Below are 20,860 nucleotides of genomic sequence, written 5' to 3' on the forward strand. Positions count from 1 at the left end.
CACCTTTTATTTTTTAGCTTTACGAGTTTTTTTCTTAGCTACTTCTTTGTAGAAAGGTTTCTTGCCTGATTTTTTAGAAGATGATTTTGACGATTTATGATTGCGTTGTTTATTTGATTTGTGGTCTTTTTTATGGTCTTTGTGATTGTCAGATTTTGGACGACGTTTGTCTTTTCCAGAACGATCTTTTCGTGATTTCTTCACTTTTTCAATCACATCATAATCACTTGGAATGTATTCAAAGTCAATATCACCAGTTTCTTTGTCGGCACGTGTCAATTTAATCTTGATTTGTTGACCAACGCGGAAGACTTTACCTGATTTTTCACCTTGAAGGGTCAATGTACGCTCATTGTAGTTGTAGAATTCTGGAAGAGTTGTGATGTGGACAAGACCTTCAATAGTATTTGGTAATTCGATAAACATACCAAATTTCACGACACTAGCCACCACACCGTCAAATTCTTGACCAACGTATTCTTCCATGTATTCAGCTTTTTTCATCGCTTCAACCACACGTTCGGCATCAATAGCACGACGTTCGAGAGTTGAAGATGATGTTGCCAATTCTGGAATCACATTTCTGAAGTGTTCAATCTTCTCATCTGTCACTTGTGTGTATTCACGAATCATACGGTGAACGAGAAGGTCAGGATAACGACGGATTGGACTTGTAAAGTGTGTATAGTATTCAGCAGCCAAACCATAGTGACCATGATTATGTTCAGAATAACGCGCTTGTTGCATTGAACGTAGCAACATCATATTCAAAACTTCTGCACCTGGTTTACCTTCTACTCTTGCCATGAAATCTTGAAGGGCTTGTTGGCTAATTTTATTAGCTGTACCATGAATTTGTACTCCAAAAATACTTGCGTAATCAAGGAATTTCTGTAATTTTTCAGCTTTTGGATCTTCGTGGATACGGTAAATAAATGGTAATTTGCGTTTTGCGAAGTGTTCTGCCACTGTTTCGTTAGCTGCCAACATGAAGGATTCAATCATGCGCTCTGCAATACCACGCTCACGAATCACGATGTCAACTGGCATTCCTTTGTCATTGACAATGATTTTAGCTTCGCTAGTATCAAAATTAAGTGCCCCACGACGCACGCGCATCTTCTCTAAGATATTGTGAAGGGCAGCCATGTGGTGAATTGACTCAACGATTGGCTGGTATTTTTCAATCAACTCTTCATCGCCAGCAATGATGTCATTGACATCGCTATAAGTCATGCGGAACGTTGTATTGATGACTGATTGACAGATTTGGTGATTAACCACATGACCATTGCGGTCAATTTCCATCAAACATGATTGCGTCAAACGATCCACATTTGGATTCAATGAACAGATACCATTTGACAAACGCTCTGGTAGCATTGGCACCACGCGATCTGTTACATAAACAGATGTTCCACGAGCTACCGCTTCACGGTTAAGGGCAGAGCCTTCTGTGACATAGTAAGACACGTCAGCGATGTGAACACCTAACTCAAAGTTACCGTTATCTAAAAGTTTGATATGAACCGCATCATCCAAGTCCTTGGCATCAGCACCATCAATGGTAAAGGTGATTTCATTACGTAAATCAACACGACCAATCAAATCTTTTTCAGATGGCGCATCTGGAACAGCATTGGCTTCTGCTATAACATCTTCTGGAAATTCTGATTTAATATCCATTGATTCAAGGACTTCAAGAACATCAATTCCGACATCACCTTGGTGACCAACGATATCACGAACATGACCAACAAAGTAATCGTGACCACGCGTTGGGTATTTATCGATATCAACCTTGATGATTTCAGTTCCATCTAAAACAACAGGTTCTTTTTTGATGTAGATTTTTTGTTGGATTTTTTGATTTTTAGACTTGATGTAACCAGCGTATTTTGGTTTTTCATCGTCTAGGATAAATTTTCCAACGACAGTTTTTAAACTACGTTCAACGATTCCGACAATACGGACTTCAGCTGCTGTTCCTTTAAGACGGTTAGCAGGTTTCTTAATCACAGCTTCAACTGTATCGCCGTCAACAGCATGACCAACATCATTACGCCCAACAAACATGTCATCTTCGTCCTCATCAACAGACAAGAAACCAAAACCAGCTTTGTTAGCACGAAAGACACCAGTGACTGTAATTTCTTTTTTCTTCTCTACTTTTTTACGAAGGGCGAGGCTACCGCTATCATCAAAACGGAGTTCACCCTGACTTTCTAACTGTGAAATTTCTTTAACAAGCAATGGAAATTTTTCAGCGCCAGTCATATCCAAACCAGCAGCTAAATCATTAATATTAACTTTTCCATGCTCTTTTAAATAAGCAATAATATTTTCATTCATAATTGTGATTATTAGCAAGACCGATTAGCAAAAAAGTCCTGCTATCTTCTATCCTCTCGTTTTCTAGCTTGATGGAAGTTGTGAAAAGTCACTGAATTTCAAATTCCAATCCGCTATTGGACAGACTCCTCACTACTTACTTAATAATAAAAAATGAGCTGAATGACCAGCTCATGAATTTTCGTACAAAATTCAAGATGCGCAGCCAACGTAAGCTAAGATGCAGCTTTGTCGTCAGTTGCTATCTATTTACTTGATAAGATTGCTAGCGCTAGAGCAATTGCTAGCCAAAAGAAAACTAGAACTGCTGTAAAACGTTGCATAAACGCTTCGAAGCCACGCGCTTTAGTACGTTCAAATAAAGCTTCTGAACCGCTGTTATCAAATACGTTGCTACTTGGATTTTTCTGTGGTTGCATAAAAATGGCAATCACGATAATAACAGATAATACCAGCAAAGCTGTCAGTAGTACATTGTACATATGTTTCACTAAGAACGCGTCAGAAGCTTAACTCTGGGGAAAAAATCCACTACATTTTGCTTCTGGGTTCTATTTCCTTTCCTACACTATGGTCTTAATTATTCTATCATAAATATCCCTACGATTCAATATGTAGGGTTACTTTTCGCTCTTTGGGACAGTATTTAGGAACCTGAATTTTGTCGGGATGGGTTGCTTTATTTTTGCTTGTTAAATAATTTTTGCTACCGCAGCTACTGCATTTTAAATTAATCTTGACTCTCACGCGATTTCCTTAACTTTCAAATATTTTCTAAAATTGATAAGGCTCCACACAAAGTTTACAAAGACAATCAAACTTGTCACATAAAAGACTGAACGGTACCCCATTCCTGTCGCTACTGCTGAACCGACAAACGGCCCCAAGACTTGTCCAATATTCATAAACATTTGATTATAGCTGAAAATACGTGAAATACCTTCTCGAGGTGTGATTTTAGTCAACAGCGAATTAACACTTGGCATCAAGGCACCCGTACCAAACCCATACAAGAAACGAACAATTGCCAACTGTAATGAATTTTGGGCCATGGCAGACAAGACATACATACCAAAGCTATAAAACAGAGCTATCAAAAGTAGTCTATGATTACCTATTTTATCACCAATTTTACCAAGAGTCGAGCTCGATAACATACTTGAAAACCCAAGAGCAGACACAATCAAACCTGATACAAACATCAAATTCTCAGTTTGTCCGAGATTACGAATGTACAGTGTTAGGATTGGGGAAATTGATTGTGCAGAAATTTGGATAATCATACTCGTTACAAATAACCCAATAAGGATTTGTTTGTCTTTAATTGAAGAAAAGACTTCTCGAGTTGACATCGCATTTGCTTTTGTAACTGGCTGAAATTCTTCCTTAATAAAAAAGACTGTTAGTAAATTACAGATTAATAAAATGAAACCAACTAGTAGAAAAACTTGTCGAATTCCCATGATTTCAGCTAAAACGCCACCTAATAATGGACCAACTAAGCTACCTCCAATAACTCCTGTTGCCAGCGTCCCAAGCGCGTAACCAGAACGACTCTTAGGTGCTTGACTGGCAATTAAGGCATTTGAATTTGGAACATAACCTGAAAACAGACCATTTAAAACGCGTAGCGCTAGCAACCAGAAAACATTAGGAACAAAAGCTAGTCCACCCATGGTAAAAGTCATTGCAAGGCTAGCTCTTACCATCATCGGTTTTCTTCCATAGCGGTCTGCCAAGCGCCCCCAAACTGGGGCAATCAATGCTGAAGCAAGTGCTGATAGGGACACTGCCAACCCAGCATACCATTCAACTTTGTTTTTAGGAGCGCCAAGTTCTTCCACATATAAAGCCATAAATGGCATGACAAGCGAAAAGCTTGCCCCAGTAAAAAAGTTACCAAGCCAAGCTATTCGTAAATTTTGTTTCCAATTAACTTCGTTACTTATGATTGTTCACCTTCTTTTCAAAAAAACGTCAATTGCTATTATAGCACATTCCAAAAGAATTACTAAAAACTTGCTACGCAAAACGTTTTCCTGAAAAATATGCAGAAAATCAGACGATTTTCCAATCATTCATCGCCTATAATTCTTGCAAAAGCTGATTGATTTGTGCTTTTAATTCAGTAAGGTCACCACTGTTATCTAGCAATTTGTCAGCATAAGGCTTTTTAGCTTCTGTCGACATTTGGCTAGCCATGCGTTTTTTAGCTTCTTCTTTTGAGAAATGATTACGCATCACCAAACGCTCCAATTGTGTTTTCTCATCAAGATGAACCAACCAAATATCATCAAACCACTCCATATAATCATGCTCAATCAAAAGCGGAATATCCATAAAAAAGACATCTTGAGTCTTAGCTAGTTCATCTCGTCTTCTAGCCAACTCTTCTCGGATAATACCACTTTGCAGACGCGACGACTTTTCTAGCATATCTTTACTTGAAAAAATCAGCTGCCCTAATTTTTTACGATCGAGTTCACCATTTTCTTGAAGAATCTCACTGCCAAGCCAGTTACAAAGGGCTTGATAAAGTTTTCCACCTTTAGCCTGAAGTTCGTGAACCACCTGGTCAGCATCAATCACTTGATAACCATGCTTTCTGATTTCAGCAACAACGGTTGACTTTCCAGAAGCAATGCCGCCTGTAATTCCAATAATTTTTGTCATCGTTTTTGACAAGCAGGACAAAAATGCGTCCCGCGACCTCCTACTTTTATTTTTTCAATTGGTGTGGCACAACGCGGGCAGGGCTCATCCGTTTTTCCGTAGACTTGTAAATACTCTTGCATTGTCCCATTTTCACCAAAGGCATTTTGGTAAGTTCGGATAGTTGTTCCACCTTTTTCAATGCCAAGTTGTAAGATACGGATAATCTCATTGTGAAGCAAATTGATTTCAGCTTTTTGAAGACTATTTGCTTGGCGTTCAGGATGAATTTTAGCTGCCCAAAGTACCTCATCCACATAAATATTTCCAAGACCAGCCACCAAAGTCTGATCTAAAAGATAAGGCTTTATGAGTTTTTTTGAAGCAGACAATTTTCGAGCAAATTCTGCCACATCAAAATCTTCCTTAGTCGGTTCAGGACCTAATTTTCTTTTTTGGAAATAAGCCGCAACCTGACTTTTAGCCATTAACTCCATGGTTCCAAATTTCCGAACATCCTTATAAACCAAAGTCGACCCATCATCTAAACCAAAAAAGATATGAAAATGTTTATCCTCAGGAACCTGGTGCTCAAACAGCAAATATTTTCCTTCCATTCTCAGATGAGAAATAATCACTTGCTCATCTAGGTTCAGCAGCAAGTACTTCCCACGTCTACCAATCGACTGAATGGTTTGACCAAGTAAATCAGACTCAAAAACACTTAAATCCGTTTTAACCACTTTCGGCACACGAACATCAACCGATACAATTTTTCGCCCAACAATCAAACGCTCAAGACCACGACGAACTGTCTCAACCTCAGGTAATTCCGGCATAATAATACGATACCAAGCCGTTAAGCGACTCAAAGAAAAATAGGAAATGGGACGACGGTGATAAACACCTAGTCACCATTTATCTTTTTTCAAAGAGTCGTAGGCGGGTTCTAGTCAACCAACCGCTTGGCGCTCCTTTCTAAATATTATTTGAAAAGAGGAGGTGCTCATCAACAAACACCTCCTAATTAAATGAACTATTAATACTCTTTCTCGTTGTAACCAAAGTCTGCGAGATCAAGTTTTTTATCACGCCAGTTTTTCTTAACTTTAACCCAAGTTTCAAGATAAACTTTATCACCAAGCATGATTTCAATATCACGGCGAGCCATTTTACCAATTTTCTTAAGCATAGTGCCTTTTTTACCGATGATAATACCTTTTTGGCTGTCACGTTCAACCATGATTGTTGCACGAATGTGAACCTTGTCTGTCTCTGGATCACGTTTCATTGAATCAACGATAACTGCAACAGAGTGAGGCACTTCTTGTTCTGTCAACTTCAAGATTTTTTCACGAATCATTTCTGATACCAAGAAACGTTCTGGGTGGTCAGTGATTTGGTCTTCAGGGAAATATTGGAAACCTTCCTCCAAGTTATCTTTCAAGATATTAAGAAGTGTTTCAACGTTATTTCCTTGAAGGGCTGAAATTGGCACAATTTCTTTGAAATCCATTTGACTACGGAAATCATCAATTTGTTCCAAAAGTTGGTCTGGGTGCACTTTATCGATTTTATTGATAACCAAAATAACTGGAATGTTAGCTGCTTTTAAGCGTTCGATAATCATGTCGTCACCTTTACCACGTTTTTCGTCAGCTGGGACCATGAAAAGAACTGTCTCAACTTCACGAAGTGTGCTGTATGCTGACTCAACCATGAAATCACCAAGTGCTGTTTTGGGTTTGTGAATTCCTGGTGTGTCGATAAAGACGATTTGTTCGGTATCTGTTGTATAGATACCCATGATTTTGTTACGAGTTGTTTGAGCTTTGTCGCTCATGATAGCAATTTTTTGCCCCATAACGTGGTTCAAGAATGTCGATTTCCCAACATTTGGTCGACCTAAAATCGCTACAAAACCTGATTTAAACATAAGATATAAAGGACGTTAAACGTCCCTACTCCTTTCATTATTTGCAAAATATTTTTATCGATTGCCAAAAATTAAGGCAATAATTTTCGGTACAAAAATAATCAATCCTGTAATCACGGCATAAGTTGATACCACCAATACCGCTCCTGCTGCCATATCCTTGGCATTTTTTGCTAGCATTGAAAAATGATAATCACTAGCCAAGTCAACCACATTTTCAAGAGCAGAATTAACCATTTCTAAAGTGATGACTAAAAAGATGGCTAAAAATAAGAATAACCATTCAATCGCAGATATACGAAAAACAGCTCCTGCTGCAGTTGCTAAAATAGCTGACACCATGTGTTTACGCATATTTCTTTCTTCCTTGAAGGCTGTAACTATTCCAGTGATGGCAAATTCCATACTAGATACCAAGGTGCGATTTTTCCACTTTTTAGGGGAATTATTGTCTCTTAAGTCCATAGGCAGTTAAAATTTCTTCCTGTAAAGTAAACATTTCTTTTTCTTCTTCAGGGGTATAATGGTCGTAGCCATTGATGTGTAGGAAACCATGCACCGCTAAGAATCCCATTTCACGTTCAAAAGAATGGCCGTACTCTTCTGCTTGTTCACGCGCTTTATCAACAGAGATAAAGAGCTCACCGATATAAGCATCGAATTCATCGAGCATTTCAGCTAGCTCTGGATTTTCAGCTAAATCTTCTTCTGAGAAAGTCAAATCTGACTCTGGTTTGTACTCTAAGCTGATAACATCCGTTGGACGGTCTGTGTCACGGTATTCTAAGTTCAATTCATGGCTGCGCTCATTAGTCACAAAAGTCACTGCCATTTCTTTATTTTCTTTACCAGTCTTTTCAGCAGCAAATTGTAATAAATCTAAAGTTTGATTTTTAATTTCTTCTGAAACTTGACCAGTTTCATCTATCATTTCAACGTACATATCTATCTTCTTTCAAAACTAATTATATCAAGGATATTATACCATATTAAGGATAACAGCGCCATTTTAGGCACTAAGAAACTTTTTAGTACCATTTAATCATAAAAAAGAAGTAGCCTGAGGAAAGCTACTTCTTTCTGGGAAAAGGAGTTAGAATTGTGTTAAAAAGTTAGTTAATGACCGACTATTTTAGACCATCTTTATTGTAGTTACCAGATTTCACAAGGTCGAATCCGACACTGTAAGGGAATTGGTTGCTAGTACCTGGTTGGTTGAAGATGATTTTGGCGTTTACAGTAGCGTATTCTTCTGGGAGATCAAGGTAGAAGTTACCAGCATCATCTTTTGTCATTTGTGTTCCAGGCCATGCACCAAGAGGGTATTGAACTGGGTTACCGTAGTAAACATAAGCATTGGCATTATCCCAACCGCCAGGGTTATCAAATGTTACACGTGTTTTACCAGCAGGAACATCTGGAACTAAGCCAGCTTTAGAATAAACACCTTCAGCTTTGAAATCAAATCCTTCTTTTTGAGGGTATTGAGAACCTTGGTTGTTTGTAAAGATGACTTTCACACCTTCTTCAGCATATGATGCAGGAACTGAGATAGTGTAGCGACCTGTTGAGTCTTTTGTCATCTTAGTTCCAGGCCATGCGCCTAGAAGTTTAGTATCTTTAGCTGAGTACATGTAAGCATATACTTCTGACCAGTTATCTGGATTTTGGAAGTAAATATTTGTTTCAGCGCTAGGATCTTTCATTGTGAAAGTATACGTTTTAGTTGTTGCTTGACCATCAGCACCTGTTGCAGTCAATGTAACACTTGTTGATTGCCCTGCTTCAAGCCCTTCACCAACAGTGATTTTATCACCATCTTGGAAAGCTACTTCTTGACCATTGTCAAGTTTGTAAGTAGCAGACTCAGCATTTTTAGCTTTCAACGTTACTTCTGTTGCAGCAGAAATGCTGTTGTCACCTTCTTTGTAACCATCGATTGAAACTTGTGCAGTAGTATCAGGTTTTGCATCATACAAAACAACTGATGAGCGAGATGACACATTACCAGTGATATGACCATTTGAAACGTTAAATTGACGTCCAGAAACTTGGTCTGTGTAAGTACCATCTGCCAATTTTGTATCTGAATTCAATTGTTTGTCGCCATTACCAAGGTTAACAATAACAGCACCTTTATTACCACGTTCAATCATAGCCACTTGTTCGTCGCCATTAGGGTTGCGAATGTATTCTGATTCACCAACCATGGCATTGTGGAATTTGTTCACCGCTTTGACTGTTGGGTCTTTGTAAAGGTCGCTACCAGCATCACCAATTTGTGATTGACCTGGGAAGCGTGTACCATTACCACCACCTACTGGACGTGAGAAGAACAATGGTGTACCTTTAGCACGCGCTGTGATCATTGACCAACCAAGACGAATATCATCATCACTCATCCAAGTTGATACTTGGTCATCATTAGCATAAGTATCATGAGATTCAACCCATGTAACAAGATTAGATGGATCAACACCTTGCGCTTGATAATTCATCAAGTTACCAGCAGCTGCACGTTTATCTTTCAAGTCATTACGGATTTGATTACCGTAATTAGAAGCTGTAACACTCATCAATTTAGAGTAATCTGCTTCGTGAGAAATGCTATCTTGAAGAACTTCACCATATTGGAATTCAGATCCATTGTTCAAAATAACATTCCAGAAATTACTACCATATTCGCCTGGTAACTCAATATGTTTAGCAGTATCATAACGGAAACCATCAGCACCATCAGCAACTGCTGTTTTCAAGAAATTCAAAAGATATTGTTGAATTTGTGGATTTTGAGTATTCAAATCATACAAACCTAGAAGAGCATTTTGTGTCACATCATAACGGTCATTCCAGTTTTTAATTTCTTTGTTACCATGTGTCCAATTTGGAATTTTTTTGATTTCTGGGCTGATTTGATTGTAATCAGATGTAGTGTGGTTAAGAACAGCATCAACAATAATTTTAATACCATATTGATCAGCCACACGGTTCATTTCTTTAAATTCTTCTTCAGTACCTAATTGGTAGTTACCAATAGTATGCAATGTTGGTTGATATTGATAGTACCAATTTTTCAAGCTCTTATTACCACCATTTCCAACAACAACTTGGTTAATTGGTGATGTTTGAACACTAGTGTAACCAGCATCCTTAATTGCTTGCATATTATCTTTAATAGTATTGAAAGACCAGCACCATGCGTGAAGTACTGTTCCTTCTTTCATTGAGACTTGTTCATCAGCCTTAACAGCATTAGCTTGTGCAAAAGCACCAGCACTGACTGCTGTCAAAACCAATAGAGAGCCTAAACCTTTTTTCATTTTCTTTTTCAAATTTACTTTATTACGAAGTGACATAAATAATCTCCTATAAAGATAAGTTAAAATACGCAACCGCTTTCAGAAATAAACAAAAAATAAAGCAGTATTATGCGTGAAACCTGTCCAATCAACAACATATACCTGCATGTCTAAAAAGTATAGTTATCAGATAATTTTCTTATAGGCATACCTCCAAATTTATTGCAATCGGTTGCATATTTGTCTATATTATAGCATATTTTTTTGGAAGCGCAACCAAAAAAATGTCAATTTTTTGATAATTTAATCAAAAAATTGACAAATCCCTTATGAAACCTTTTATTTTAAATAGTTTAACTTTGTCATTTTAAAATGCTGACTACTTACCCATTGACCATTAAATTGTTTATCATTAGAAATCCGTTCCACTTCTGTCATTCCAATTTTTTCCAACACGCGTGCTGAAGCAGGATTTTGGACAGCACAAAAAGCATGCACTTCCTCAAATCCTAACACCTCAAAGCAAAGTTCTAAAATCTTGGCACTTGCCTCGGTCGCTAAACCATCTCCCCAAAACTTTTTATTAATAATGTAGCCAATTTCTGCTTGTTTTCCATCTGACCAATTCATAAGATCAATCGTTCCGATAAACTCAGATGTATCTCTCAATTCTATACCATAACGACCAAGAGGACTTTTGAGATAAATTTCCTTAATCACTTTTTGAGTTTCTTCAATAGTCTGATTAGCTGGGAAATCCCATTTGGTATTTTCGGTATCTGACGTATAGGCAAACATAGCCTCGGCATCTGCCATTGTTACTGGACGAAGTAACAAGCGCTTTGTCTTAAGCACTCTATATTTTTTTAATTGTTCTTCTAGCATCTTTTCTTCCTCAAACTCTATTAAAAAAGCGACCTAAAACAGGTCAACTTAGTTATCTTACTTTTCTTTTGGACTCACCATCTCTTCATCAATATGATTTATCAAATCTTGAAAATCACTAGCCAAATGTTTAGCTTGATCTCCTAGATTTTTTAAAACATCAGCTTCAATTTCAGAATCCAAAGCCTTCAAATCACCTTCTAGTCTTTCAGCTTGACTATTGAGCATTTCGCTCATCTTAGTCAACTTTTCAAGTGACGCACAATCACACATAAATCTCCTCCTAGTAATTTTTTCAGATAAGACTTGTACTTTTCTGGAAACTTTTTAAAACTTTCAGGTACAATGTCTATATTTATTTTACCTAAAAAAGAGAATTTTACTAGTTTTTTAGATAATCTGGCATTTCTGTCCAAAAAATCCTAGAATCCTATCAATTTTGACTAAATTTTCTTAGGAGTCATGTAAGACAACAAAGTTTGAAATTCACAAGCTAAATCTTTGACTTCCTCTCCAAATGTGGCAAAAAACTCTGAGCAATTTTCTTGATTAGATGAAGAATACTGATCAATCAGTTTAAACTTTTGATCCAATTCTTCAGCTTGTTTCGACAATTGACTACTCATTTCTGATAAATTCTCAATCAATTCACGATTATCCATAAAACTTCTCCTTTGATGTGCTTTAACCTATTTCTATCCCTGAAAATATCATGAAAAATTTCAGTATACCCTATTTTACACTAAAAAGCCACCTTAATAGAGAATTCGCAGATATGAAAATCATTTTTTAATCAAAAAAGCCACACCTTGGTGTGACATGAAAATATTATTTTTCTTCTTTGGCGCTAGCTGGTTGACCAATAGTTTCATAGCTTGCAAAACCTGAAGCGCTAGTGCTATCGATAACTTCTTTTTGATGGTGAGCAGTTTTGCTCTCAGCGTCTTTTTCATAAGCATTGATAATTTCAGCAACCACAGGGTGGCGAACCACATCGCTCGCTGAGAAATGAACAAAATCAATTTGCTTGATATGTTTTAGTTTTTCTGTCGCATCAATCAAACCAGATTTGACTTTCTTAGGCAAATCAATCTGGCTAGTATCACCATTAATAATCATCTTAGAATTAAATCCAAGACGCGTCAAAAACATCTTCATTTGCATGATGGTTGTATTTTGTGCTTCATCAAGAATCACAAAAGCATCATCAAGTGTTCGACCACGCATATAAGCCAGCGGTGCGATTTCAATAATATCACGCTCCATCAAACGTGTGGTTTGCTCTTTTCCTAAAATTTGGTAAAGAGCATCATAAACAGGACGAAGATAAGGATCAACTTTCTCTTTTAAATCACCTGGCAAAAATCCTAGACTTTCACCTGCTTCAACTGCTGGACGTGTTAAAATGATACGTTTGACCTGACCACGTTTTAAAGCTGTCACTGCCAAAGTCACCGCTAAGAAAGTCTTACCAGTACCTGCAGGACCAATCCCAAAGACCACATCGTGTGATTTAACACTATCCGCATAAACTTTTTGCCCAAGCGTTTTAACACGAATCGGTTTTCCAGAATTATCTTTGATGATTTCTTCTTCATAAAGGGCAACAAATTTATCAATAGAGCCATTTTGTGCCATTGAAAGAGCCGTTACAACGTCAGATGTGTTGACCAACATGCCACGAGAAACCAAGACTAACAAAGCTTGAATGGTCACACGCGCTAATTCGACACTTTCTTTATCATCTCCTAAAATCTGTACTCGCTCTGTACGGGCATGAATGATAACCCCTAGATTATCTTCGATTAATTTCAAATGACGTTCATTTGAGCCAAATAGCGCTAGCACATCATCAGGATGACTTAAGGTAATTTCAACAGAATGCTCTTGCAAATAGAGTCCCTCTTTCTTTTGTGTTTGATAAGCCTATTATAGCTTATTTAAAACAAAAAATCACGACTTACCGTGATTTCCTTTTTTATTTGAATCTAGCAATCATTAATGCGCCAAATAATCTTCCCAAATTTTATCAAATTCACTGAGATTAAAAGCAAAGCTAGCCTCATCTTCTAGATAACGACTAATGGTTTCAAAATCATCAGTGTGCTTTGGAAAAGTAGTATCTTCAAAAACAAGGTCAGCTAAAATCGCTACAAGTTCATGACTTTTTGGGTTACGTTGCGTCATTAACCAAGTGTAAAATGACTTTCTCATTTCCAATTTTCCTCCAAAAATGCATGTCTGATAGCGCTACTTTCAGCGTAGTGTTCAGGATTTTTCTTGTAAAAACCTTGGTGATAATCTTCTGCCACATAAAATGGTTGGACGGGTTCAATAGCTGTGACAATCGGATCTTTGAATCGACCTGATGCTTGCAATGCTGCTTTTGAAGCTTCAGCGATTTCTTTTTGACGGTCATCACTGTAAAAAATAACAGGACGATAATTGTCACCACGATCTTCAAATTGCCCAAAAGCATCGGTTGGATCAGTCTGTGCCCAATAAATCTCTACCAAATCACCATAAGAGATTTTTTCTTCATCAAAAATAATCTCAACCGCTTCAGTATGTCCAGTCTCATGCGCCTTAACTTGTTCATAAGTCGGATTTTCCACATGCCCACCAGTATATCCAGAGCGAACTGACAAAATACCATCTTGTTCTTCAAATGGTTGCACCATACACCAGAAACAACCACCCGCAAAAATCGCACGTTCCATTCTATAACCTCCAAAAATCTAGTGAATCTATTATATCAAAAAAATCAAAAATCGAGTTGTTCAGTGAATACTTTTTTCACGTGACTGGGAATCAAAAAAACTTCAATTTTAACTAAAAAAAGACCACAGCTTTGCTTAAGGCATCACTATAATCTTTTTATATTTAATCCTCGTTTTCGATTAATTCTGTACCGAATTGGTCTTGTTTCACTTTACGTGCTTTCATCAAGCCACCAAGTGCTTTTTTAAATTGACCTTTAGAAATACCAAATGTTGCTTTGATATCTGCTGGAGATGATTTATCGTTTAGTGTCATAAAGCCACCATTTGATTGCAAATAAGTCAAAATCATTTGTGAATCATTTTCAAGCATTTCAAATGAACGTGGTTTTAATGACAAGTTAAGGGTGCGGTCAACTTCACGGAATCCAATCACACGTGCAGTTACTTCTTCACCAAGACGTGGTTCCGCGTAGCGCTCACTTGGGTGAATAAAGCCAAGCATGTTATTATCTGGCAAGTAAACAAATGTTCCAGATAATTTCAAACGGTAAACAATAGCACGTAATTTTTCATTTTGCATGTTATTGTAAGCTGGTCCAGCCATTTTTTGGAAAACTTCAGGTTGCGCTGGAATTGCCCAGATACGGTCTTTTTTATCCACGTCAAGGTGAACATAAAGTTTATCACCTTTTTTAGGCCAAAGTTCTTTCATATCAGGCAAGACATCAAGTGACACAACAAATTGTTTATCAGCAAGACCTGTATCCAAAAAGACACCCAAATCGCGGCGAACTTCCGTGACAACACCCCAACCGTAGCTAGTACGAGTTGTGGCAACTTCCGCTGTTGTCATACGAGCTTTTTGGTGCATATCAGTGTAGACAAATCCTTTGACCATATCACCAATTTTATGCTCACCTTCAGCCTTGTCTAACATAAAAGTCACGCCATCTTTTTGTACAAAATACGCTTTCGCATTTTCGTCAATCACAAGTCCTGTGATGACAGTGGCAAGTAAATTATTCATTTATTCTTCCTTTATAAAAGGGAGTGGAAAGTCCACCCCCTAACCTTTTTCTTACTGATTAGACTTCAAGCAATTCTTTTTCTTTGTTTGCTGTCATAGTGTCGATATGTTTAACAGCTTCATCAGTTGCTTTTTGAATGTCTTTTTCAAGAACTTTCAATTCGTCTTCAGTGATTTCTTTAGCTTTTTCTTGTTTTTTAGCTTCGTCCATAGCATCACGACGAATGTTACGGATAGCAACCTTAGCATTTTCACCGACTTTTTTAACGTCTTTAGCAAGTGCTTTACGAGTTTCTTCTGTAAGGGCAGGAATAACCAAGCGGATTACTGAACCGTCATTAGCAGGGTTAATACCAAGGTCTGAAGCGTTGATTGCGTGTTCGATATCTTTCAATGATGATTTATCAAATGGAGAAATCAAAAGAACACGTGCTTCTGGAACTGTGATAGAAGCCAATTGATTAAGTGGTGTCATTGCACCATAGTATTCAACTTGGATACGGTCCAAAAGAGATGCATTTGCACGACCAGCACGAATTGAAGCAAATTCGCGTGCTAATGAGCTGTGTGATTGTTCAAAGCGTTCTTTAGCTTTTTCGATAATAGCATTAGCCATAAATAGTATTAGTCCTCATTTCTTGTTTTTTGGGAAATAGCAGAGCTGATAATTATTTGTCGTGGTGTTCAGCTTTATTTGAAACGGTTGTACCGATAGCTTCACCAAAGACAACACGTTTAATATTACCAGCTTGGTTCATGTTAAAGACAACCAAGTCAATATCGTTGTCCATTGAAAGTGTTGATGCAGTTGCGTCCATGATTTTAAGACCACGTTTAATCACTTCACCGTGTGTCAATTCATCAAATTTGACAGCATTAGCATCTTTCTTAGGATCGGCGTTGTAAACACCGTCAACACCATTTTTAGCCATCAAGATAGCTTCAGCGTCGATTTCAGCGGCACGAAGAGCAGCTGTTGTATCAGTTGAGAAGTAAGGTGAGCCGATACCAGCAGCAAAAATCACGATGCGATTTTTTTCAAGGTGACGAAGCGCACGACCACGGATGTATGGTTCAGCAACGTTTTGCATTGGGATTGATGTTTGAACACGTGTATCAACACCATTTTGTTGAAGGCTATCAGCCATAACAAGAGCGTTCATAACTGTTCCAAGCATACCTGTGTAATCAGCTTGAACACGGTCCATACCAGCTGCAGCAGCTGGTTCACCGCGCCAAAGGTTTCCACCACCAATAACCAAAGCAATTTCTACACCTGAACTATGTACTTCAGCAATTTCTTTTGCGATAGTTTTAACAGTTTCAATGTCGATTCCGACACCTTTTTCACCAGCTAACGCTTCACCAGATAATTTAATTAAAATACGTTTATACTTAGGTTCCACTTCAAGTTACTCCTTTTTTTATCTTTATTATTTTAACATAATTTACCTATTTTACCTAGCAAAATTCGTTGAATTTTGAAAGATAAAAAACAGATCAACTATGTGATTCAAACAGATAAATCATTTCCCTTTTCATTTCATTAGAAAGATCACACAGCCCATAAAAAAATCCGTTTCAAAGAAACGGATTCTTCATTAATGTATCAATTAGAATGAGCTTGGATCTACTTTGATACCTACACCTTGTGTAGTAGTGATTGACAAGTTAGTCATGTAAGTACCTTTAGCAGTAGCTGGTTTAGATTTAACCATAACTTCGTGGATAGCTTTGAAGTTTTCAACCAATTTGTCTGCGTCGAATGATACTTTACCGATGATAGCTTGTACGTTACCTGCTTTGTCAGCACGGTAAGTGATTTTACCACCTTTAGATTCTTCAACTGCTTTAGCAACGTCCATAGTTACTGTACCAGTTTTAGGGTTTGGCATAAGGTTACGAGGTCCAAGGACACGTCCAAGACGTCCAACGATAGCCATCATGTCTGGTGTAGCGATAACTACGTCAAAGTCAAGCCAACCGTCGTTGATTTTAGCAACAAGATCGTCTTCACCAACGAAGTCTGCACCAGCAGCTTTAGCTTCTTCAGCTTTAGCACCACGTGCGAATACAAGAACACGTTGTGTTTTACCAGTACCGTTTGGCAATACCATTGCACCACGGATTTGTTGGTCTGCTTTACGAACGTCAATGTTAAGTTTGTATGCAACTTCTACAGATGCATCAAATTTTGCGAAGTTAGTTTCTTTTGCAAGAGCTACAGCTTCTTCTACGCTGTAAGCTTTAGTGCTGTCGATTTTTTCAAGTGCAGCACGCATTTGTTTGCTTTTTTTAGCCATTTAAAATTCTCCTTGTAATGTGGTCATATCGATTTGATTTAAAATCTCCCACGTCACTCATCAAATTACGATGAAGTCTTGCGGGTCTAGCGTGAATTAATCTCAACGGTACAGTGTGTTTACCTCAATTAATCCACTAATTGGGTTGCTATTGATTAGTCAACAACAGTGAATCCCATAGAACGAGCAGTACCTTCAATCATACGCATTGCAGATTCAACATTTGCAGCGTTTAAGTCTGGCATTTTAGTTTCAGCAATTTCTTGTACTTGTGCACGAGTAACTGTTGCAACTTTAGTTGTGTTAGGTGTTCCTGAACCTTTTTCAACACCTGCAGCTTTTTTCAAAAGAACTGAAGCTGGTGGTGTTTTAGTTACGAAATCAAATGATTTGTCTTCATATACTGAGATAACAACTGGGATGATCATACCAGCTTGATCAGCTGTACGAGCGTTGAATTCTTTAGTGAATCCCATGATGTTGATACCTGCTTGACCAAGAGCTGGTCCAACCGGTGGAGCTGGTGTAGCTTTACCAGCAGGAATTTGAAGTTTAACAACTTTTTCGACTTTTTTAGCCATTTATAAAATCCTCCTGTTGTGGTTTTGGCGGTAATTAAGATTTTTACCTCCCACAGATATGCTCAATAGCATACCTTACCATTATACATTAATTCTAGGAAAAAGCAAGGAATTTGCATCAAATATTTCCTAAAAAATGCTTGATGTGACAAGTTTTAGCTTAGTTTTTAAAAGCAAGCACTTTCAACTTTTTGATTCGGCTAAATTCCCTTTACTAGCTTGATCAAAAATTTAAAAGTATTTTTCAAGAATAATCTTCTAATTATTTACTTCTTCAAACTTTCAGTATAAAATATAAGACATGATGATGTACAAATTATTTTCCTTTTCTTTTATCTTTTTAACACCTATTTTTGCTTATATTCTTGTTAAATTTTTCAATTTAAAACGTTTTGGAATTCTCTTTACTGACCTTGCTTTTCCACTTTTTGCGTTTGAGATTGCTTTGGTCGTTAATAAATTTTTAGATAGCAGTGTCTTTTTTTACTATTTAATCTGTTTATCCTTACTGGCGCTTAGCTTAACCGCATTTTTCTTAAAGAGAAATCACTCATTTTCTTACCGTCGTTTTGGTAAATTTTTCTGGCGTTCAGGTTTTATCGTCACATTTATTTTTTACATTATTGTTTTAATTTTAGTTTTTACACTTGCATAATAAAAACGTTAACCTTCTGGCTAACGTTTTTATTATGCTTCTGGAGTTGGCTTTGTCATTAAGACTTTGCGAGGTTTTGTTCCTTCTGCTGGTCCTATGACTCCTGCTGCTTCTAGTTCATCCATCAAGCGGGTTGCGCGATTAAAGCCGACTGACAAACGACGTTGAAGCATTGAGGCGCTTGCCTTTTGAGTTTCAAGAACCAAAGCTTTAGCATCTTCAAAGAGCGGGTCACCTTCTTGCGAAGCACCGCCTCCACCTGATTTCAAATCAGATTCAGACACTTCACCTGGATCAAAACTATCATCGTAATCTGCGTCAGCTTGATTTTTGATAAAGCCAACAATACGTTCAACATCATCATCTGATATAAATGAACCTTGCAAACGAACAGGGTGATTTTCATCAATTGGTTTAAAGAGCATATCACCACGTCCAAGAAGTTTTTCAGCACCATTTTCATCTAAAATCGTACGACTATCAGTTCCTGATGATACGGCAAAGGCTACACGTGATGGCACGTTTGCCTTAATCAAACCGCTGATGACATCTACAGATGGACGTTGTGTCGCAAGAATCATGTGAATACCTGCTGCACGCGCCTTTTGTCCCAAACGAATAATCGCATCTTCCACTTCTTTGCTGGCAACCATCATCAAGTCAGCCAACTCATCTACGATAACCACGATAAGTGGCAATGGAATTTGTTTTTGCTCTGACTGTGCATTAAATTCTTCAACCTTGGCATTGTAACCAGCAATATTTCGCACTCCAAAATGACTAAAGAGCTCGTAACGATTTTCCATCTCATCAACCACTTTTTGAAGCGCTCGTGCTGCTTTACGTGGATTTGTCACTACTGGAATCAATAGGTGTGGAATGTCATTATAAACAGATAACTCAACCATTTTAGGGTCAATCATCATAAACTTGACTTGGTCTGGGCGTGCTTTCATCAAAATACTTGCAATAATACCGTTGACCGCAACAGATTTACCTGAACCTGTAGACCCTGCCACAAGCAAGTGTGGCATACGTGCAAGGTCAAAGGTGCGGGCAGTTCCGTTAACAGCCTTACCAAGCGGAACTTCAAGAAGTTTATTTGGATCTGTGTCTGCTTGTTCCCAAAGTTCACGGAAAGTAACTGTGGCAATCTCTGAGTTTGGTACTTCAATACCAACTAAAGATTTACCTGGAATCGGTGCTTCAATACGAACGTCTTTTGCTGCAAGCGCCAGCGCTAAATCATCAGCCAAGTTTGAAATGCGGTTAACACGCACACCAACGGCTGGTTTTACTTCGTATTTTGTAACTGACGGACCGATTTCAGCTCGTTCAACCTTGACATCAATACCAAAACTGTTAAAGGTATCTTCCAAGACTTTGATATTTCTACGGACGATATTTTTTTCTTTTGACTGATTCTTCGGCTTATCAGGTGCAAATAAATCAATGGTTGGAAGCTTATAAAGAAGGTTGGCTTTCGCTGTAAAATCAACTTCTAGTGGTTCCCCATCATCTTCTTGATCAAGCATTTCTTGCTCAGCTGGTGTCACTTCTGGTTCAAGATTTTCTTCAGAAGATGCTTCTTTCAAACCTTCTGGTACATGCTCATAAGCCAAAATTTCAGGTTCAACTGCAGGAGTTTCAGCTGGGATATTATCAAACAACGATGCTTCATTGTCATCTGGACCATCTAAAATCTCACCAGTCTCTTGGTCAACCGTCAACTGAGCCAAACGTTCTTCTTCAGCTTTTTGAGCTTTTTCTTGACGTTTTTGTTCAGCAAGCGCACGTTTTTCCTCACGTTTGACAAAACGTTTTTGCTTTCTGATTTCATGTTTAGCAGACCACTCTTGTGATTTTTCTTTGAAGAAATCAATCAAATCATAAACTTCCCACGGACTCATCAAAAAGAGTCCAAGAATGATGAAAAGTCCCCCAATCAAGAATGTGCCAACATTTGAAAAAAGAAAAGCTACTGGCTTGTAAAGAACAGCACCAAGCATACCACCACCAACAAATTTAGTGACTTTGAACTTGACCAAATCGCTAAAAATCAAGCCAGCTGTTGTGGAGAAGATTTCTTTGCCACGAAAGGCTGATAGTGAAAATAGGTAAGCATGCCATTCTAACAAGAGACCAATCATGGTCACCACAAAACCGCCAACTAAACCAGTCTGCTTATGAAACCACTTAAATCCAAGAAAATAGAGTAGGACTGCAACCATCAACACGTAAGCCAAACTTCCCACTGCTAATCTCACAAGATTGTAAACCGTTATCCCAAAGATTCCCAAGCGAGCCATCGCAAAGAAAAAAATAACCGCTGTCACAATGGCTAAAATAAAGCGTTCCAGTGCCTTTTGTCTTTTTATTTCTGCTTTTGTCGGTCGCCGTGTTTTACGACCTTTTCTTCTACTTTTTGATTTTGCCATATCCTTATT

Annotated in this window: 23 protein-coding genes; 1 reads left to right on the top strand and 22 read right to left on the bottom strand. The window is 37.9% G+C overall.

Going from position 1 to position 20,860, the window contains the following annotated elements; genetic code table 11:
• Positions 1-6 precede the first annotated feature (6 nt).
• The 21 genes from rnr to rplK form a co-directional block, all read right to left on the bottom strand.
• Positions 7-2,352 carry a ribonuclease R gene (rnr, locus tag E0E02_RS00295; RefSeq protein WP_133017512.1) on the bottom strand — a complete coding sequence of 782 codons (2,346 nt, stop codon included), beginning with the start codon at positions 2,350-2,352 and terminating at the stop codon, positions 7-9.
• A 245-nt stretch (positions 2,353-2,597) separates the two neighbouring features.
• The gene (secG, locus tag E0E02_RS00300) at positions 2,598-2,834 is read right to left on the bottom strand and encodes a preprotein translocase subunit SecG (protein ID WP_006532797.1); all 237 of its coding nucleotides are present in this window, start codon (positions 2,832-2,834) and stop codon (positions 2,598-2,600) included.
• A gap of 118 nt (positions 2,835-2,952) precedes the next feature.
• Positions 2,953-3,099 carry a 50S ribosomal protein L33 gene (rpmG, locus tag E0E02_RS00305; RefSeq protein ID WP_074560724.1) on the bottom strand — a complete coding sequence of 49 codons (147 nt, stop codon included), beginning with the start codon at positions 3,097-3,099 and terminating at the stop codon, positions 2,953-2,955.
• On the bottom strand, positions 3,096-4,265 hold the full coding sequence (locus E0E02_RS00310) for a multidrug efflux MFS transporter (protein WP_133017513.1): 1,170 nt from the start codon (positions 4,263-4,265) through the stop codon (positions 3,096-3,098). The genes rpmG and E0E02_RS00310 overlap by 4 nt, the downstream gene beginning before the upstream one ends.
• A gap of 172 nt (positions 4,266-4,437) precedes the next feature.
• The gene (coaE, locus tag E0E02_RS00320) at positions 4,438-5,025 is read right to left on the bottom strand and encodes a dephospho-CoA kinase (RefSeq protein WP_133017515.1); all 588 of its coding nucleotides are present in this window, start codon (positions 5,023-5,025) and stop codon (positions 4,438-4,440) included.
• Complete coding sequence (gene mutM / locus E0E02_RS00325; protein WP_133017516.1) at positions 5,022-5,843, bottom strand: DNA-formamidopyrimidine glycosylase; 822 nt, start codon at positions 5,841-5,843, stop codon at positions 5,022-5,024. The genes coaE and mutM overlap by 4 nt, the downstream gene beginning before the upstream one ends.
• A gap of 200 nt (positions 5,844-6,043) precedes the next feature.
• Positions 6,044-6,940 carry a GTPase Era gene (era, locus tag E0E02_RS00330; protein WP_133017517.1) on the bottom strand — a complete coding sequence of 299 codons (897 nt, stop codon included), beginning with the start codon at positions 6,938-6,940 and terminating at the stop codon, positions 6,044-6,046.
• A 54-nt stretch (positions 6,941-6,994) separates the two neighbouring features.
• The gene (locus E0E02_RS00335; protein ID WP_039696489.1) at positions 6,995-7,405 is read right to left on the bottom strand and encodes a diacylglycerol kinase family protein; all 411 of its coding nucleotides are present in this window, start codon (positions 7,403-7,405) and stop codon (positions 6,995-6,997) included.
• Positions 7,386-7,883, bottom strand: a complete 498-nt coding sequence (ybeY, locus tag E0E02_RS00340) for an rRNA maturation RNase YbeY (protein ID WP_039696488.1) — start codon at positions 7,881-7,883, stop codon at positions 7,386-7,388. Before ybeY ends, E0E02_RS00335 begins: the two co-directional genes overlap by 20 nt.
• Before the next feature lie 184 nt (positions 7,884-8,067).
• Entirely contained in the window at positions 8,068-10,296 is a 2,229-nt protein-coding gene (locus tag E0E02_RS00345; RefSeq protein ID WP_133017518.1) for a starch-binding protein, read from the bottom strand.
• Between the two features lie 282 nt (positions 10,297-10,578).
• Positions 10,579-11,124, bottom strand: coding sequence for a GNAT family N-acetyltransferase (locus E0E02_RS00350; protein ID WP_133017519.1), 546 nt, complete (start codon positions 11,122-11,124; stop codon positions 10,579-10,581).
• 57 nt (positions 11,125-11,181) lie between these two features.
• On the bottom strand, positions 11,182-11,397 hold the full coding sequence (locus E0E02_RS00355; protein WP_133017520.1) for a hypothetical protein: 216 nt from the start codon (positions 11,395-11,397) through the stop codon (positions 11,182-11,184).
• Positions 11,398-11,567: 170 nt separating this feature from the next.
• Positions 11,568-11,786, bottom strand: coding sequence for a hypothetical protein (locus E0E02_RS00360; protein ID WP_074564193.1), 219 nt, complete (start codon positions 11,784-11,786; stop codon positions 11,568-11,570).
• Positions 11,787-11,952: 166 nt separating this feature from the next.
• Complete coding sequence (locus tag E0E02_RS00365; RefSeq protein WP_133017521.1) at positions 11,953-13,017, bottom strand: PhoH family protein; 1,065 nt, start codon at positions 13,015-13,017, stop codon at positions 11,953-11,955.
• A 105-nt stretch (positions 13,018-13,122) separates the two neighbouring features.
• Complete coding sequence (locus E0E02_RS00370) at positions 13,123-13,338, bottom strand: YozE family protein (protein ID WP_133017522.1); 216 nt, start codon at positions 13,336-13,338, stop codon at positions 13,123-13,125.
• Positions 13,335-13,844 carry a peptide-methionine (S)-S-oxide reductase MsrA gene (msrA, locus tag E0E02_RS00375; RefSeq protein WP_039696483.1) on the bottom strand — a complete coding sequence of 170 codons (510 nt, stop codon included), beginning with the start codon at positions 13,842-13,844 and terminating at the stop codon, positions 13,335-13,337. Before msrA ends, E0E02_RS00370 begins: the two co-directional genes overlap by 4 nt.
• 163 nt (positions 13,845-14,007) lie before the next feature.
• Positions 14,008-14,874, bottom strand: coding sequence for a S1 RNA-binding domain-containing protein (locus E0E02_RS00380; RefSeq protein ID WP_074560733.1), 867 nt, complete (start codon positions 14,872-14,874; stop codon positions 14,008-14,010).
• Between the two features lie 58 nt (positions 14,875-14,932).
• Entirely contained in the window at positions 14,933-15,490 is a 558-nt protein-coding gene (gene frr / locus E0E02_RS00385; protein WP_004232884.1) for a ribosome recycling factor, read from the bottom strand.
• 52 nt (positions 15,491-15,542) lie between these two features.
• The gene (gene pyrH / locus E0E02_RS00390) at positions 15,543-16,280 is read right to left on the bottom strand and encodes a UMP kinase (RefSeq protein ID WP_074560734.1); all 738 of its coding nucleotides are present in this window, start codon (positions 16,278-16,280) and stop codon (positions 15,543-15,545) included.
• 207 nt (positions 16,281-16,487) lie between these two features.
• Positions 16,488-17,177: a 50S ribosomal protein L1 gene (rplA, locus tag E0E02_RS00395; protein WP_004232886.1), complete on the bottom strand. Its 690-nt coding sequence runs from the start codon at positions 17,175-17,177 to the stop codon at positions 16,488-16,490.
• A gap of 155 nt (positions 17,178-17,332) precedes the next feature.
• Positions 17,333-17,758 (bottom strand): 50S ribosomal protein L11, encoded by a 426-nt coding sequence (rplK, locus tag E0E02_RS00400; RefSeq protein ID WP_020917264.1) that lies wholly within the window; start codon positions 17,756-17,758, stop codon positions 17,333-17,335.
• 301 nt (positions 17,759-18,059) lie between these two features.
• On the opposite strand from rplK, the gene E0E02_RS00405 reads away from it, so the two are divergent.
• A complete protein-coding gene (locus E0E02_RS00405; RefSeq protein WP_133017523.1) occupies positions 18,060-18,413 on the top strand; it encodes a DUF3397 domain-containing protein in 354 nt (117 codons plus the stop codon).
• Between the two features lie 32 nt (positions 18,414-18,445).
• On the opposite strand, the gene E0E02_RS00410 is transcribed toward E0E02_RS00405, so the two are convergent.
• Positions 18,446-20,851, bottom strand: a complete 2,406-nt coding sequence (locus tag E0E02_RS00410) for a DNA translocase FtsK (protein WP_133017524.1) — start codon at positions 20,849-20,851, stop codon at positions 18,446-18,448.
• Between the last annotated feature and the right edge of the window lie 9 nt (positions 20,852-20,860).

The organism is Streptococcus sp. KCJ4932 (genome assembly GCF_004352745.1).
Lineage (GTDB): Bacteria > Bacillota > Bacilli > Lactobacillales > Streptococcaceae > Streptococcus > Streptococcus ruminicola.

Coding starts and splice junctions, on each gene's coding strand:
- rplA (WP_004232886.1), bottom strand. CDS start 17,177: ATGGCTAAAAAAAGCAAACAAATGCGTGCTGCACTTGAAAAAATCGAC.
- coaE (WP_133017515.1), bottom strand. CDS start 5,025: ATGACAAAAATTATTGGAATTACAGGCGGCATTGCTTCTGGAAAGTCA.
- E0E02_RS00335 (WP_039696489.1), bottom strand. CDS start 7,405: ATGGACTTAAGAGACAATAATTCCCCTAAAAAGTGGAAAAATCGCACC.
- E0E02_RS00410 (WP_133017524.1), bottom strand. CDS start 20,851: ATGGCAAAATCAAAAAGTAGAAGAAAAGGTCGTAAAACACGGCGACCG.
- E0E02_RS00380 (WP_074560733.1), bottom strand. CDS start 14,874: ATGAATAATTTACTTGCCACTGTCATCACAGGACTTGTGATTGACGAA.
- E0E02_RS00355 (WP_133017520.1), bottom strand. CDS start 11,397: ATGTGTGATTGTGCGTCACTTGAAAAGTTGACTAAGATGAGCGAAATG.
- rplK (WP_020917264.1), bottom strand. CDS start 17,758: ATGGCTAAAAAAGTCGAAAAAGTTGTTAAACTTCAAATTCCTGCTGGT.
- mutM (WP_133017516.1), bottom strand. CDS start 5,843: ATGCCGGAATTACCTGAGGTTGAGACAGTTCGTCGTGGTCTTGAGCGT.
- secG (WP_006532797.1), bottom strand. CDS start 2,834: ATGTACAATGTACTACTGACAGCTTTGCTGGTATTATCTGTTATTATC.
- E0E02_RS00350 (WP_133017519.1), bottom strand. CDS start 11,124: ATGCTAGAAGAACAATTAAAAAAATATAGAGTGCTTAAGACAAAGCGC.
- E0E02_RS00345 (WP_133017518.1), bottom strand. CDS start 10,296: ATGTCACTTCGTAATAAAGTAAATTTGAAAAAGAAAATGAAAAAAGGT.
- E0E02_RS00360 (WP_074564193.1), bottom strand. CDS start 11,786: ATGGATAATCGTGAATTGATTGAGAATTTATCAGAAATGAGTAGTCAA.
- ybeY (WP_039696488.1), bottom strand. CDS start 7,883: ATGTACGTTGAAATGATAGATGAAACTGGTCAAGTTTCAGAAGAAATT.
- E0E02_RS00370 (WP_133017522.1), bottom strand. CDS start 13,338: ATGAGAAAGTCATTTTACACTTGGTTAATGACGCAACGTAACCCAAAA.
- rnr (WP_133017512.1), bottom strand. CDS start 2,352: ATGAATGAAAATATTATTGCTTATTTAAAAGAGCATGGAAAAGTTAAT.
- msrA (WP_039696483.1), bottom strand. CDS start 13,844: ATGGAACGTGCGATTTTTGCGGGTGGTTGTTTCTGGTGTATGGTGCAA.
- E0E02_RS00405 (WP_133017523.1), top strand. CDS start 18,060: ATGATGATGTACAAATTATTTTCCTTTTCTTTTATCTTTTTAACACCT.
- frr (WP_004232884.1), bottom strand. CDS start 15,490: ATGGCTAATGCTATTATCGAAAAAGCTAAAGAACGCTTTGAACAATCA.
- era (WP_133017517.1), bottom strand. CDS start 6,940: ATGTTTAAATCAGGTTTTGTAGCGATTTTAGGTCGACCAAATGTTGGG.